The 15,170-nt window shown below is 30.8% G+C and carries 14 protein-coding genes; 9 read left to right on the top strand and 5 right to left on the bottom strand.

Going from position 1 to position 15,170, the window contains the following annotated elements:
* Window positions 1–71: 71 nt before the first annotated feature.
* From SOJ_RS01320 to SOJ_RS01310, 3 genes are read left to right on the top strand one after another with little or no spacing between them, the layout of a single operon-like run.
* Window positions 72–383 carry a DUF960 family protein gene (locus tag SOJ_RS01320; protein WP_002506254.1) on the top strand — a complete coding sequence of 104 codons (312 nt, stop codon included), beginning with the start codon at window positions 72–74 and terminating at the stop codon, window positions 381–383.
* Window positions 384–397: 14 nt separating this feature from the next.
* Window positions 398–901: a DUF1643 domain-containing protein gene (locus SOJ_RS01315; RefSeq protein WP_037539356.1), complete on the top strand. Its 504-nt coding sequence runs from the start codon at window positions 398–400 to the stop codon at window positions 899–901.
* Between the two features lie 13 nt (window positions 902–914).
* A complete protein-coding gene (locus tag SOJ_RS01310; protein WP_002506252.1) occupies window positions 915–1,136 on the top strand; it encodes a hypothetical protein in 222 nt (73 codons plus the stop codon).
* Window positions 1,137–1,199: 63 nt separating this feature from the next.
* Here the strand turns inward: SOJ_RS01310 and SOJ_RS01305 are convergent, their stop codons facing one another.
* From SOJ_RS01305 to SOJ_RS01290, 4 genes are all read right to left on the bottom strand, one after another.
* On the bottom strand, window positions 1,200–1,448 hold the full coding sequence (locus SOJ_RS01305; RefSeq protein ID WP_002506251.1) for a hypothetical protein: 249 nt from the start codon (window positions 1,446–1,448) through the stop codon (window positions 1,200–1,202).
* Window positions 1,449–1,497: 49 nt separating this feature from the next.
* On the bottom strand, window positions 1,498–2,712 hold the full coding sequence (locus SOJ_RS01300) for a restriction endonuclease subunit S (RefSeq protein WP_002506250.1): 1,215 nt from the start codon (window positions 2,710–2,712) through the stop codon (window positions 1,498–1,500).
* Window positions 2,705–4,261: a type I restriction-modification system subunit M gene (locus SOJ_RS01295; RefSeq protein WP_002506249.1), complete on the bottom strand. Its 1,557-nt coding sequence runs from the start codon at window positions 4,259–4,261 to the stop codon at window positions 2,705–2,707. Before SOJ_RS01295 ends, SOJ_RS01300 begins: the two co-directional genes overlap by 8 nt.
* 112 nt (window positions 4,262–4,373) lie before the next feature.
* A complete protein-coding gene (locus SOJ_RS01290) occupies window positions 4,374–7,166 on the bottom strand; it encodes a type I restriction endonuclease subunit R (RefSeq protein ID WP_002506248.1) in 2,793 nt (930 codons plus the stop codon).
* 229 nt (window positions 7,167–7,395) lie between these two features.
* Here SOJ_RS01290 and SOJ_RS01285 point away from each other — a divergent pair, with 229 nt between their 5' ends.
* The 6 genes from SOJ_RS01285 (at window position 7,396) to SOJ_RS01260 (ending at window position 14,487) form a co-directional block, all read left to right on the top strand.
* Window positions 7,396–8,403: a hypothetical protein gene (locus SOJ_RS01285; RefSeq protein WP_002506247.1), complete on the top strand. Its 1,008-nt coding sequence runs from the start codon at window positions 7,396–7,398 to the stop codon at window positions 8,401–8,403.
* A gap of 34 nt (window positions 8,404–8,437) precedes the next feature.
* Window positions 8,438–9,187 carry a hypothetical protein gene (locus SOJ_RS01280; RefSeq protein WP_002506246.1) on the top strand — a complete coding sequence of 250 codons (750 nt, stop codon included), beginning with the start codon at window positions 8,438–8,440 and terminating at the stop codon, window positions 9,185–9,187.
* Window positions 9,188–9,228: 41 nt separating this feature from the next.
* Window positions 9,229–10,200: a DUF1002 domain-containing protein gene (locus SOJ_RS01275; RefSeq protein WP_002506245.1), complete on the top strand. Its 972-nt coding sequence runs from the start codon at window positions 9,229–9,231 to the stop codon at window positions 10,198–10,200.
* A 31-nt stretch (window positions 10,201–10,231) separates the two neighbouring features.
* On the top strand, window positions 10,232–12,370 hold the full coding sequence (locus SOJ_RS01270; RefSeq protein ID WP_002506244.1) for an AAA family ATPase: 2,139 nt from the start codon (window positions 10,232–10,234) through the stop codon (window positions 12,368–12,370).
* The gene (gene mcrC / locus SOJ_RS01265; RefSeq protein WP_002506243.1) at window positions 12,367–13,401 is read left to right on the top strand and encodes a 5-methylcytosine-specific restriction endonuclease system specificity protein McrC; all 1,035 of its coding nucleotides are present in this window, start codon (window positions 12,367–12,369) and stop codon (window positions 13,399–13,401) included. The genes SOJ_RS01270 and mcrC overlap by 4 nt, the downstream gene beginning before the upstream one ends.
* Window positions 13,402–13,512: 111 nt before the next feature.
* The gene (locus SOJ_RS01260; RefSeq protein ID WP_002506242.1) at window positions 13,513–14,487 is read left to right on the top strand and encodes a hypothetical protein; all 975 of its coding nucleotides are present in this window, start codon (window positions 13,513–13,515) and stop codon (window positions 14,485–14,487) included.
* A gap of 82 nt (window positions 14,488–14,569) precedes the next feature.
* Here the strand turns inward: SOJ_RS01260 and rlmH are convergent, their stop codons facing one another.
* Complete coding sequence (gene rlmH / locus SOJ_RS01255; RefSeq protein ID WP_002506241.1) at window positions 14,570–15,049, bottom strand: 23S rRNA (pseudouridine(1915)-N(3))-methyltransferase RlmH; 480 nt, start codon at window positions 15,047–15,049, stop codon at window positions 14,570–14,572.
* Window positions 15,050–15,170: the final 121 nt, after the last annotated feature.

Here is a 15,170-nt window from a genome sequence, read left to right as displayed (position 1 = left end):
ACAAATATCTGTTACAGTCATTAACGAAATAATTGACATCATGAAAGAAAAGCAAAATGGAGGAAAATAGTATGAAAATCAATCGATACATCACAAAAGGCATTAGTGAACACCTATCTCTAGACCTTCAAATCTTACTTTGGAATATGGTAAAAGAAAGAGATAATCAACCTGATACAGATTACCTACACATTTTTAGACTGCAAGAAGATGAGACTATACTCTCAATCATACATGAACAAGAACAACCTGCATACAAATTGGAATATCACTATACAAACTATATGAAAAATCAAAATGCATTACCTAAGAAAGTCTACGTCATCCGTGAAGATGATGTAGACGCTTTTTATTATGTGATGCTTTTACCAGAAGAATACTAAAAGGAGTGACGATGATGAATACAATCAAAAGTACGATACACACAGAAGCCATATTTAGCGATGATGAACAACACCGCTACTTACTCAAAAAGACTTGGGATGAAAAGAAACCCGCATGTACCGTCATAACAATGTACCCTCATTTAGATGGTGTATTATCACTTGATCTCACAACTGTTCTCATTCTCAATCAATTAGCGAATTCAGAACGATACGGTGCTGTATATCTTGTAAATCTATTTTCAAATATTAAAACACCAGAAAACCTTAAACATATTAAAGAGCCATACGATGAGCACACAGACATTCACTTGATGAAAGCGATAAGTGAAAGTGACACAGTGATTCTAGCTTATGGAGCTTATGCGAAGCGGCCAGTTGTTATCAAACGTGTTGAACAAGTAATGGAAATGTTGAAGCCTCACAAAAAGAAAATTAAAAAGCTCATAAATCCGGCAACAAATGAAATTATGCATCCACTCAATCCTAAGGCTCGACAAAAATGGACACTGAAATAAAGGAGGATTATCTATGAACCATAACACTACACAATCAGACTGGCGAATAGTTGCTAGTTGCTTAGCATCGCAAAACTATATTTCAATTATAAAAGGACTAATATATCATTTTACAGCGATTGAAGATGAAGAAATACTTGATAAAATCTATGACGATTTTATGAATGATGACTCTATAACAACAGTACTTAATAATGATTTACAGACAATTATTAATCATTACCTATCAAAATAAAATTATAATATTATTTTAATAAAACTAGAACCTCTCTCATTGCTAGGTGAGAGAGGTTTATTTCTAATTTTTTTTAGTGCCATTCAACTTTAATTTTTCTACTTGAAGTTTCGTTTCTAAATCAGCTGGTATTTCAGTATATTCTCCTACAGTAGAAATAACACCACACGTCAAAACTTTATATTCTTCTCCTGAGTCATCTTTTAACTCTTCAATTTTATTTTCAACTTCTTTTCTATTATCACTTTGATATCTGTATACCTCAATATTCATTGAATTTAAAATGACCAATTCATAAATTGTTAATTGCATAACTTATATTCCTTTCTACTTACTTTACATAATAGGGCTTTATCAGAACCTACATAAACATTTTCTGTGAAAACCCTTGTTTACGTTCTTTCAATCTATCAATTTTTTGGTTTTGTTTTTCAAGAAATTCATCAAAGCTTCTAAAAAAATTACCGATTTTTTCTTGTTCTTCTTTTTTAGGATGATTAACTATTACTTTTGCAATTTCATTTTTATTTATTTTTTTTGGAAACGCTATATGCAAAGTCTTTCTCCATAATTCATTTTGAATTTTTGGAGACTGGATTAATGATTCTAAAAAATATGAATTCATATTTTTGGGTTTTAACAATGCTAAGCTTACATAGTAGGCTAAATCATCGTATGAATTAACTACATTTGTTGTGCCTACATCTCCTATACGAGTCATTAATACATCTCCGTATTCTGGACGAATTTTAAATTCTTTATCAAAGGCTTCTTTAGAAATGTACTTATTAGATTTCAATGTTTTGATATTTTCTACAGAAAGAAATTTAATTCCTTCATTTGTATATTTTGGAGTTTGATGAGTACCATCATAAACACTTGCTACTTCCCCTAATTTCTTCTCTTCCCACTCTGGATAACCATTCCCATTTTCATCTTTAAATCTAATCTTCTGTGAGAATATTTGTTGCATATATCCTTTTTTCTGTTCTTCTAACTTCTCTAATTTTTGTTCTTCTAATTCGATTTGTTGATCAAGTTTGCTAAAGAAGTTACCGATTTTTTCTTGTTCTTCTATAATCGGATAAGGTATTGGCATGGTTTTAAATATTAAATCTTTAATTGCAAAACGATCAGCTCTTGCTCCAGAATCACCATTTAATTTCATAAACTTATGCCAGCCAGTTGTTTCAAAGTAGTAATCTAAAAATACTACGTCAATATTGCGAGTTCTAAAAACATAGTAAAGTGGTGACATTACACCTGTTCTACCTAATTTATTTCGTTTTATCGGTCCAACTGGTGCAAAATTAGAAATACGTGGATTGTAAACAAAATCATCTTCTTGAACAATATAATAACCATTCAAATTCTTCTCGTTTGAAATATCTTTGTCAAAAAAATCTCTTTGGCTGATAACTCCATATTCAGCTGAGTTAGTGAGAGTCTCAGAAAATTGATTATTTTTATTCTTTTCAGTTACTTTATCAGATATTTCTTCTAACTTACACTCTTCCCAGTCACCATCAAAATTTGGAAACCTTAACTGGGGGATGTTTTTAATTTCATTAGTCATGCTTTAACACTCCTAATTCTTTAAGATAGTTATTAATTTCTTGTTCTACTTCGACAATTTCATCATCAATTTGATTTAAGTCTTTTTGAACTTGCTCCAAATCTACTGGTTCTTCTTCTTCAAATGTATCGACATATCTTGGAATATTAAGGTTATAATCATTTTCTGCAATTTCTTCTAAATTTGCCGCATAACTATACTTATCTACGGCTTCTCTATTCTTATATGTTGCTATGATTTTTTCTACTTGTTCGTCTGTTAAATGATTTTGGTTTTTACCTTTTTCAAATTCATTTGAAGCATCAATAAATAAGACATCTTGATCTGCTTCACGACATTTCTTAAATACGAGGACACATGTTGGAATGCTTGTGCCATAGAAGATATTAGCTGGCAAACCAATTACCGCGTCTAAATAGTTTTTCTCTTCAATTAAATATTTACGTATTACTCCTTCAGCTGCGCCACGGAATAAGACACCATGCGGTAAGACTACCGCCATCGTACCTTCATCATCTAAATAATGCACCATATGTTGGATAAAGGCAAAGTCTGCTTTAGATTTAGGTGCTAATTTCCCATAATTACTGAAACGCTCGTCATCATTAAATTTACTATCCGCAGACCATTTCGCACTGTATGGTGGGTTGGCTACAACAGCATCAAATTTTTCACCTTCGAATGCTGGATTTTCTAAAGTATCGTCATTTTGAATATCGAAGTTTTCATAACGCACATCATGTAACAACATATTCATTCGAGCCAAGTTATACGTTGTATTGTTACGTTCTTGACCATTATAACGGTAAACTGTTGTTTCTTTACCGACACGTAGCAGTAATGAACCTGAACCACACGTAGGGTCATAGACATTTCTTAATTTATCTTTACCTAGAGTAACAATTTGAGCTAATATTTTAGAAACCTGTTGTGGTGTATAGAATTCGCCGGCTTTTTTACCAGCGTTTGCCGCAAAGCGACCAATTAGGAATTCATAAGCATCACCTAACATATCAATTTCTAAATCGCTATGTACAAAAGGTAAATCTGCTAAATTAACTATAACTTTACTTAATAAAGCCGTTCTATCTTTAACTGTGTTACCTAATCTTGTAGAACTTAAATCCATATCACTGAACAAACCAATGAAATCATCTTCACTATCTTGTCCAAGCGTAGAGGTTTCAACTTTTCTAATAGCTTGAGCTAAGTGTTCAATGTCAAAGCGTTGATTTTCAATTTCTTTAACCATGCTACTAAATAAATCTTGTGGTTCAATAAAATAACCAACATTCTCTATAAGCTCAGCTTTTAAGTCTTCGCGGTATGCTTCATCTTCCCAAGCTTGTTCATATGTTAAATCTTCACCTGATAATGCTTCAACAACTTCATTTTCAGCTTTTTCTGATAAAAACCGATAGAAGATGAGTCCGAGAATATAGTTACGGAATTCACTCGCGTCCATATTTCCTCTTAAATCATTGGCGATGGACCATAAGCGTTTATGTAATTCAGCCTGTTGTTGGCGTTGTTTCTCAGTAATTGACATGTTATTTCCTCCATTTATTAAAATGCTCTTTGCTTATATAATTATCTTATGTGTTTGTAGCACATATCAAAACCTCTGCAATATTCATTATTACAAAGGTTTGATATATTTTCTAGCTACTATATTTTTCTGTCACTTCTTCGACAAATGATGTGACTGCTTTTTTCGTTTGACGTTTTTCTCGTAATTTTTTATCACCTACAAGCTCCTTAAGGTGATCTTGATTGACAATACCACTATATTCATATTCACCCGTGATATCTTTAAGTATCTGTTCATCAACTGCTTGTTGTTGTGCAAATTGATTAAATTCTGATTCACGTTTTGATTTTTCAAATAGGATATAGGCTTCATCTATATTGTCCTCTTCGGACAATTCAGGTATAACGTCATCGATAAATTCACGAATTAAATCACGTTTCAAACGTAATGTTGGATCATCCGCGTTGTCTAACATACGTATAATTTGTTCACGATTACGTTGTTGTTCTGCCTTATCTTTTAAATCAATTTGTCTGACGAGATCCATGATATAAGAGACATTAATTCGATCATTACGTAGGATTTCTATTTCAAAATCGATATCGTTTAGAATAGAAACTTTTTCAACTTCACCACGTTTAGGTTTCACTTCATCATATATCACAAAGTATTTACTCTTATAGTCTTCAAATTCTTGTTCATCCATACCGATATTTGCTTTTGTAAAATCAAACTCATCAAATGCTTTCAATCTCAGCACGAGTTTTGAAACTAAACGGAAGGCTTCCACAAATGCTTTTTTCTTATTTTCATCTTGAACTTGATCCATATCTTGAGGCTTCAATGCTACAGCTTTTAATTCAGCTAATGCGTCAACAAACTCGGCTTTATATTCATCATAATCTCTCATTAATACTCGATCTGTGTCTTCAGTTTGAGAGAACAATTTTAAGGCGTTATCGGTATTTTGTTTCAAATCACGATAATTCACAATCTTACCAAACGGTTTAGTTTCTTTTTCCACGCGGTTCGTACGTGAATAAGCTTGGATTAAGTCGTGATATTTTAAGTTTTTATCTACATATAATGTGTTTAATACCTTACTATCAAAGCCCGTTAAGAACATATTAACAACGATTAAAACATCAATTTTGTTGTCTTTGACACCTTTTTTGACATTTTTAGAGATATGATTAAAGTATTCTCGGAAGGTATCCGTAGCGAAATTTGTGCCAAAGTTATCATTATAATCTTTGATGACTTCTTCCAATTTTTCTCTAGAATGTGCCTCATCTACTTCTCCTTCATTACGTTCTTCATTGGCGGCATAAGAGAACACACCTGCGACTTTTAAAGGATGTTCATAGTCCTTACTGATCTTTTTAAACGTATCATAATATTTAACAAGTGCTGGAATACTTTGGACGGTTAATATCGCTGAATATTGTCTATTTCTTGTGTATTTGTCATGATTTTCTGTAATATGACGCGCAATCAATTCAACACGTTGATCAGATAACCAAACCTCATCGGTATTAATACCTTCAACTAATTCGTCTGTCTCTGTATCTATATTCTGAGCTTTAATTGTGTTGATATAGTCCACGGAAAAACCCAATACATTACCATCATGAATCGCGTCTTTAATTAAATAAGTGTGTAAACAGCGACCAAAGATGTCCGCAGTACTCCGACCATCCTGGCTTTGATTTTCTTCAAAACGCGGTGTACCTGTAAAACCAAAATATTGAGCATTATTGAAATGTTGACGGACAATGCGATGCATATCCCCAAATTGGCTACGATGACATTCATCAATAATGAATACCACTTTGTCTTTCTTATATTGATCTAATGCTTCAGCATTATTCTGAATCGCTTTAGACATTTTTTGAATCGTGGTAACGATTAGTGGTAAGCTCTTATCCTTTAATTGCTTAACGAGCTGTGCCGTATTATTCGTCTTATCCACGGAACCTTTGGAGAATTTATTAAACTCCTCTTCGGTCTGGCTGTCTAAGTCCTTACGGTCGACAAGGAAAATGACTTTTTTAATGTCATCTTGTTCTGACAATACTTGACTCGCTTTAAAGGAAGTTAATGTTTTACCACTGCCTGTGGTATGCCAAATATAACCATTATTACTCGTTTCCGTTGCTTGATGTATCAAGGCTTCAACTGCATGGACTTGATATGGACGCATGGCCATAAGGATATTGTCTGTTTCATTTAAAATCATATAGCGTGAAATCATTTTAGCGATATGACACGGTCTTAAAAATGTCTCAGTAAATTCATTTAATGTATTAATACGATTATTTTCTTTATCACTCCAATAAAACATATGACTTTTATATATTTCACCATCATTATTAGAGATATAACGCGTATCGATACCATTACTAATAATAAATAATTGTATGTAGCGGAAAAGACCTGTGTAGTTTTGTTTACGATAGCGCATCACTTGATTAAATGCTTCATTGATATCAATGCCACGACGTTTAAGTTCAATTTGAACTAAAGGCAACCCGTTAATTAAAATTGTGACATCATATCTCGCTTTATATGTGTCATCTACAGATACTTGGTTGGTAATTTGAAATTTATTTTGACACCAATGTCTCGTATCCAAAAATGATAAATACACTTCAGATTCATCATCTCGTTTCAAAGGCATTTTATCACGTAATATACGCGCACTTTCAAAAATCCCTTTACCATTAATCATAGTTAACAAGCGTTGAAACTCTTTATCTGTTAAAGGGTCCCCATTTAATTTATCGGCGTGACGTTCATTTAAAATCGAACGGAAATTATCTAATAGTTGTTGTTCATTTCTAATCGTTACAGTTTCATAGCCATTAGATTTTAACTGTTCCATCATTTCAGTTTCTAACGCAAATTCACTTTGGTATACCATAACATCCCACCTTTATCTCTATTCCATTCAATTATAATATATAAATAGATTTAGGTGGTGTAAATTTTATAATTAATTATTTCATTAAATGTTTACGACATATAAAAATAAAGAGCCTATCATTATTACATTTCAAATGTATAAATATCATTTTATTCATAATATTTTATAAAACCTTATTCTCTGATAGAATTAGTTGTGGATGAAATGTAGGGGAGGAGTGTTAATAATGAAGTTAAAAACATTATGTTGTATTAGTTTATCATCTATGTTCCTATTCAGTGCTTGTGGTCAAAACTCAAACGAAACTAGTCATAATAATAATAATCAAAAAACAGAAAAAAAGTCTGATACTAATGAAACAAGCAACAACCAAAATTCAATTAAGAATAAGTCAGACAATTCTAATGAAACTCAAAGTTCAAATGAACAAGTTGAGCATTCAGACAAAACTATAACAGTAGCTGAAGCTAAGTCTATTGTATACAATTCTGCAAATTCACAAAGTTTTCAAGCATTTGTCCAAAATAAAGATGAACTTATTTTTAACAAAGACAAAAGTAATAATAATGAAATATTTATCGAAACACCCTTTGGAGGCATAAATGAGTCAGTTAAGTTTTATGCAATTGTTAATAGACATACTGGTGAAATTATTACTACTGGAAGTGCAGGTACACATGCAGATGGACTTTTAAAAACAGATGATGGAAAGATAGACAAAAAAGCATATAATATAACTTTAGAATTTTATAACACATACGTATATAAAAAAGGTATGCCTAAATTTGAAGAAGCCACTTCTGATATGCCTGCAGAAGAATATAAGAAACTTTCACAATTAGTAGGTGACTATACAAAAAAACAAAAGCAAAATGAAAATAAAGAGCCTCAAACAAATAACAATACACAAAGTACAACTAATGAAAGAACAAATCAACAACACAATACAAACGAAAAACAGAAAAATGATCAAGCATCAAAACAAGAACAACAATCTGAAGCACAGCAAGAAAATCGTAACGAGGAAGCTTCGCAAAATGAGGAACGTGAGGATCCAAACCAACAAATAGAACAACCATCTAGCGAGGATAAGCAAACTCCAGATGCAGCACAAGAAAATAATAACCAAAACAATGATGAAAATACTGATGGTAACAACTATGAAAATGAACAATCTCAAGATGTAGAATCAAAAAGCACAGAAAATGACAAAGAAACTTCAAACGCTTCATAAATATAAAAATATTATTATCAAAAGGAGTCTTTAATTGGTTAGTGTTACACAAAGAATTTCACAAATTAAACAACCCCGTGGTGGGTATTTAAACAGAAAATCATTTGAAGTTAAGCAACTAGAACCAGAAACACTTATAGATACAAAATATGAAAATATAGCACCTCAAACAATTGGTTTAGTCGTAGACTACCTTACTCGTATGGTTATAAATCAAGACAAAGAAAAATCATTTGCCATATCGTTAACTGGCGCAAAATTAGCTGGGGAATTACAAACAGCCGAATCATTGTTAAAAGATATTAATGATAATGATGATCTATCTATTATTAAAGCATGTCAATTGGTAAATTACGATATGGTATATAGAGCAGGAAGCATGCCTAAAGAATTTAAAATTCCAGATCAAGAAACAATTAATAATATAAAATCACTTATAAACAGAAGTCTTTCATTTTTTAATCAAATTGGTGAAGTTAAAATGGATGGTTTCACATTTGAGGGTGGTTATACAAGCATTATTGATACTGGAGATGGCGACTTTCTAACTGAAGATACTTTGTGGGATTTTAAAGTTTCAAAACAACTACCACAGAAAAACAGTACGCTTCAATTAGTGATATATTATTTAATGGGTAAGGCATCTCAAAAGCCTACCTTTGAGAATATACGTTACATTGGTATTTATAATCCAAGATTCAACCAAATTTATAAATATGATATGACACAGGCTGATTCAGAAATGATTGAAACAATCCAAAAATGTGTTATTGGATACGATTAATATAAATATATGAAACATTTTAAGGGATGGTGTATTTGAAAATGAAAAAAACAATAACTAGTTTAGCAGTAGCTACATTGTTGTTATCAGCTTCAGGTGTTGTTAAAGCAGCTGAAAATAAAGAAGATTGGGATGAACCTGTTTTTATTAAAGGCGCTGACTTAGAAGGGCAAGATTTACAACAAACTGAGAATGATCTAGGCGTTGATGATAACTATGAAACTTATAATGTTAACGTCAATGATGTGAGTAATTATATGCCAAACAGCAGTAATCTAAGTTATATTTATTCAAGTGCAACAATTGAACATAAAAAATGGGGTAAAGGTGTTGATGTGAAAATTGATACACCAGATAACATTACAAAAGTGACATCTGAACAATATCAAAATGCTGCAATTACGGCAGGAATTAAAAATGCAGAAATACATATAGCTTCTGTAGAACCAGTAACGGGTGAAGGTGCTTTAGCAGGTATTTATAAAACGTATAAAGAAAAAGGTAACGATCTAAATACTAAAGATATTCAAAATTCAAACCAAGAAATGAATGATTTAGGTACAATTTCGGAAGAAAATAAAGGTAAAGATGGGTATTCAGATGAAGCTTTAAATGCTTCTATAGCAGATATTAAAGAACAACTTGCAGATATTAAACAAAATCAAGATAAACAAATTACACAACAACAAGTTGAAGACACTGTTAATAAAGTCCTCGATGAACGTGGTTTATCAGAAATATTATCAAATAATCAAATTCAAATGATTAATAATAATATGGTGAATGTGGCAAACTCTAATGCCTTAACTTCCGATCCTAAAGCATTTAAACAAAATGCTAAAGATGTATTAAAAAATATTGAAAAAAACTCTGATGATTTATTGAATAAAGCGAAGGATAAAGCCAAAGATTTGAATACAGAAGAAAATAGAAATATTCTACAAAAAATTTGGGATGCGATTGTGAATATTATACAAGCCATTATCCAATTTTTCTCAAATTTAATTAAATAGTTAATCAATACTATTAATTAGGAGGTAGCAAATGATTAAAAATATCGATAGAACTTGGGTTAGATTTTATAAAGAACTTGCTGAAAGATTACTTGATTATAAAAGTAATCGTGAAAATTTGATTGCAAAAATTAAAAAAGTATATGAACTTACTGAAATGAAATTGCCAACTTTAGAGAGAAATAATCAAATGACGGATGTGGATCCGTTTACAGTATTTGGATTATTTAATAAAAGCTCAATGAAAGAATCTAATAAAATCAAAGTTTTAGAAAAATTCGCTGAACTTTTTGATATCAAGGCTAAAGTTCCTTCTAGTTTTGATAGTATACCAACAATTAATAATTTGAATGCGACTTATTATTATTTTGAGGGAGATCGTGAAAAAGACGATATTGATAATTTATGGTTATTATTTGAAGTAGCATTAGCTTATGCTAAGGATAAAACAAAAGCGTATAAATACCAATTTATCAAATTTTTTAATTTAGTAATGGCTCAAAAAGGTATAGGTACTAGTAAATTAACAAGTGGTTTGTATTGGATTGCACCAGAATTTTATGTAAATCTTGATTCTAGATCTAGGTGGTATATATTTGAAACTGAAAAGGTTCCATATGAATACATTAGTCAAAATACAAAACTAAAGGATAAAATATCTGCTGAAGAGTATTTAGAAATTATACACAAATTAAAAATTTACCTTACAAGTACAAAAACATCAACGAAGGATTTTGTCGATTTTAGCTATGAAACTTGGCGATATTCAGAAGAAATTAACAAGAAAACTAAAGGAGAAGTTGAAACGACTAATGCAGACGAAGATGAAGAAATAGTAAATTATTGGACTTTCTCACCAGAGTCTGAAGCTGCAAATTGGGAATCCTTTTATCAAAACGGCATAATTTCCATTGGTTGGAATGAATTAGATAATTTTTCAATATACGAAGATAAGCACCAAATAAAAGAGAAATTGCAAGAAATAAATAAAACTAAAAATAGATACCACAATATTGCAAATGCTGTCTGGCAATTTACTAAAGAAATGAAGATTGGGGATATAGTATATGCTAAGAAAGACCAATCTAAAATAATAGGTTGGGGGGAAATATCATCTGATCATATTTATAACCCTAATGAAGAATTTAAAAATATTAGGTACGTTGAATGGAAAGAAAAAGGGGAATGGATAACACCTGTTAAACTAACTAACAAAACATTAACGAAAATAACTCCTTATAATGAGTTGGTTGAAAAATTAAATGAGCTATTTGACTCTAATGGTATGGATACCATTGAAGAAAAACAAATTTCCTACCCTGATTATGACAGTGAAGCATTCTTGAATGATGTATTCATGAATGAAGAAAATTATCATCGTCTGGTAGAGTTAATCAAAATGAAGAAAAATGTTATATTACAAGGCCCACCTGGGGTGGGTAAAACATTTGCTGCAAAGCGTTTGGCATACTCTATCATGGGATTAAAAGCTAAAGACCGTGTTAAAATGATACAATTTCATCAAAGTTATTCATATGAAGACTTTGTTATGGGCTTTAGACCAACAGAAACTGGTTTTAAACTCCATAAAGGAACTTTTTACAATTTTTGTAAACAAGCAGAAGAAGATAGTGAAAATGATTATTTCTTTATTATTGATGAAATTAATCGTGGAAATTTAAGTAAAATATTTGGAGAACTATTTATGCTAATCGAGAATGATAAGCGTGGCACAGAATTAGACTTATTATATGTGGATGAAAAATTTTCTGTACCAAGTAACGTTTATATTATCGGAATGATGAACACTGCTGATCGTAGTTTAGCTATTCTTGATTATGCTTTGCGCAGACGTTTTGCATTTTATGATATGAGTGCTGGTTTTTCTACAATTGGTTTTAAAACGTATCAGGAAATTTTGCAGAGTGCAAAATTTGATGAATTAATACAATGCGTACAAGAATTGAATAATGAAATTATCAATGATGAAATGTTGGGTGAAGGTTTTATTATTGGACATAGTTACTTTTGTAACATACAAGAAGTGTCAGTTTCTATTTTGTCTAATATTGTTGAATTTGAAATTATTCCGATGTTAAAAGAATATTGGTTTGATGAAGAGCCTAAAATAGCTATATGGTCTGATAGGTTAAGAAGTGCTATCAAATGATAGAAATTAAAAATATATACTATATGCTATCTTATGCATTTACAGTACTTAATAAAAATGGATACAGAAAATTAGAAACGGAAGACTTTAAAAATTCAGTTGATTTATATGCAGCTATTCTAATTAAAGGATTATTTAGTCAAATTAATAGAGGTCTTAATCATGAATATATAGAACAAGAAGAGTCTTTAACTATGATTCGTGGCAAGATTAATATCACTGATTCTATTAAAAATCTAGATGTTATTAATAAGAAATTACGTTGCTCTTATGATGAGTTTTCAGTAAATACATATATGAATCAGATAATTAAAACTACACTTACTTCACTACTTAAAGTAAATATTACAAAAGAACGAAAAATGAAATTAAAAAAATTACTATTGTTTTTTGGTCAAGTAGATATTTTAGATGACCGTAAAATTAATTGGAAATTACGTTTCACACGTAATAATAGGACTTATAAGATGTTGCTTTCTATTTGTTACTTAATTAATGAAAGTTTAATTCAATCAAAAAATGATGGAAGTAAGCAATTTATGGATTTTATAGATGAACAAAACATGTCACGATTATACGAGAAATTTGTACTTGAATATTATAAAAAGGAATTTCCGAAACTTTCGGTTTCAGCTTCTCATATTCCATGGATGGTTGATGACGGGGTGAAAACAATGTTACCAATGATGAAAAGTGATATTACATTGTCGTATAAAAACCAATATTTAATTATTGATACGAAATTCTATGGTAAAACACTCCAAAGTTACTATGATACTCATAAAATACATTCAGGGAATTTGTATCAAATTTTCACGTATGTAAAAAATTTAGATATGAGTTTAAATAAACAAAAAGCAAAAGTTTCAGGTATGTTATTGTACGCTAAAACAAATGAGAATATTAGTCCCGATAATACTTTTCAAATGAGTGGTAACCAAATTAGTGTAACTACATTAGATCTTAATCATGATTTTGAAAAAATTTCAGAAAAGCTAAATCAAATTGTAATTAATCATTTTGAAGTGTAAATTGAGTTTTGTAGAATAATTTTAAATTTTCAGAGTACTATTTCAAAAATTTTCGAAAAATCTTTCTATATCTGTTTGGTATAGCTTGTTCATTAAGGAGGAGGGTGAAAAATGTATTTATTGTCAAAGAATAATCTGGAAGAAATCGAACCAATTACCTTCGGAGAAATGAATATACAAGAAAAAGATATTGAAGAAATGTTACGTCAAAACATCGAGATAATTACTGATGAAGAAGAATCTTTGTTAATTATTGGAGACCAAATAAAAAATAAAGAAAATGCTAGAAGTGATTTGACTGCTTTAGACCAAAATGGAAATATAGTTCTTATTGAAATTAAAAGGGATTTAAAAGATATTAAACAAAGAGTAGAAGCTTTTGAAATTCAAGCTATTAGATATGCAGCAAGTTACGCAACAATTGAAACCATCTCAGAGGCAGTGAACAAAATTTATGCACCATATATAAACAAACATGAAGAAGAATTTTCAAAAGACTTAACTCATCTTAATAGCGATGAATTAGCCAAACGTAAAATAGTTCAATTTTTAGAAGTTAATAAAAGTTTAGACAATTTTAATAAATCTCAAAGAATTATATTGGTAGCTTCTGATTTTGATGTTCAAACTTTATCGGCGGTAGCCTGGCTAAGTGAGAACGGTGTTCAAATAGAATGTTACAAACTAATACCTTATGTATTCAATGAATCTTTTATAATTAATACAGAAAAAATATTGCCGGAAACTAAAAATAAAGCACATTTTATAGACATAGAGGATAAACAAATTTTAAATAGCAGAAAACAAACAAAAAATAGAAGCCTCCCTAGACTTAGAGAAATGATTTTTTGGGGAGTGGTTCAACCTGGAGATATAATAACTCCCAAAAATACAGATATAAAAGGTAAAATATTAGAAAATGGGTTGATTAAATATGGGGGAGAAGAGAAATCACTTAACTTATTTGTAAAAGAAGCATTGGAATGGTCGAGTGTTAAACCTTATATATTAGCCATACATGAACAAACTAATAAATCTTTGTCACAATTAAGGCTTGAATATATGGAAAAAAATAATATGATTTAAATCAAAATTGAGCACTTAACAATGATATGTTGAGTGCTTTTTAGCAAAATCACTAATAAGGGGAGCCTTATCAAAAACCGCATCATTTATGATATGCTTCTCCCCTCATTATCTTAAACGCACGGTAGACTTGCTCGATTACGATGACGCGCATCATTTGATGTGGAAAAGTCATTTTACTGAATGACAGGGCGTAGTTGCTGCGGTCTAAAACCTCTTTGTGTAGACCGTTTGATCCGCCAATAATAAATGTAAAGTCGCTTTGACCGCGTGTCATGCGGCTTTCTATTTCTTTGGCTAATCCTTCTGACGTCAGCATGTTTCCTTTAATCTCTAAAGTAATCACTGTGGATTGTGGTTTTACTTTTGCTAGTAGGCGCTGACCTTCTTTCTCTTTAACTTGCTCTATCTCTTTGTCACTCATATTTTCGGGTGCTTTTTCATCAGCTACTTCGATGATTTCTATTTTAGAATAAGCTCCTAATCTCTTCTCATATTCTGCTATAGCTTGTTTCCAGTATTTCTCTTTTAGTTTACCTACTGTGAGTATCGTAATCTTCATAGTTATCCTCCAAAAATTGTGTAGTAGTTGACAGTTATTAGACTTATCCACAAGTTATACACTTATTCACACTATTCCCTCTTATTATAACAGGAATGCATACTATTTTTTAATAATGTTT

Source organism: Staphylococcus sp. OJ82 (assembly GCF_000294465.1).
Lineage (GTDB): Bacteria > Bacillota > Bacilli > Staphylococcales > Staphylococcaceae > Staphylococcus > Staphylococcus equorum.
Note: the sequence above shows the minus strand (reverse complement) of the source record. Positions and strands in the feature narration are given on the sequence as shown.

Coding starts and splice junctions, on each gene's coding strand:
- SOJ_RS01320 (WP_002506254.1), top strand. CDS start 72: ATGAAAATCAATCGATACATCACAAAAGGCATTAGTGAACACCTATCT.
- SOJ_RS01305 (WP_002506251.1), bottom strand. CDS start 1,448: ATGCAATTAACAATTTATGAATTGGTCATTTTAAATTCAATGAATATT.
- rlmH (WP_002506241.1), bottom strand. CDS start 15,049: ATGAAGATTACGATACTCACAGTAGGTAAACTAAAAGAGAAATACTGG.
- mcrC (WP_002506243.1), top strand. CDS start 12,367: ATGATAGAAATTAAAAATATATACTATATGCTATCTTATGCATTTACA.
- SOJ_RS01300 (WP_002506250.1), bottom strand. CDS start 2,712: ATGACTAATGAAATTAAAAACATCCCCCAGTTAAGGTTTCCAAATTTT.
- SOJ_RS01270 (WP_002506244.1), top strand. CDS start 10,232: ATGATTAAAAATATCGATAGAACTTGGGTTAGATTTTATAAAGAACTT.
- SOJ_RS01315 (WP_037539356.1), top strand. CDS start 398: ATGAATACAATCAAAAGTACGATACACACAGAAGCCATATTTAGCGAT.
- SOJ_RS01260 (WP_002506242.1), top strand. CDS start 13,513: ATGTATTTATTGTCAAAGAATAATCTGGAAGAAATCGAACCAATTACC.
- SOJ_RS01285 (WP_002506247.1), top strand. CDS start 7,396: ATGAAGTTAAAAACATTATGTTGTATTAGTTTATCATCTATGTTCCTA.
- SOJ_RS01275 (WP_002506245.1), top strand. CDS start 9,229: ATGAAAAAAACAATAACTAGTTTAGCAGTAGCTACATTGTTGTTATCA.
- SOJ_RS01290 (WP_002506248.1), bottom strand. CDS start 7,166: ATGGTATACCAAAGTGAATTTGCGTTAGAAACTGAAATGATGGAACAG.
- SOJ_RS01295 (WP_002506249.1), bottom strand. CDS start 4,261: ATGTCAATTACTGAGAAACAACGCCAACAACAGGCTGAATTACATAAA.
- SOJ_RS01310 (WP_002506252.1), top strand. CDS start 915: ATGAACCATAACACTACACAATCAGACTGGCGAATAGTTGCTAGTTGC.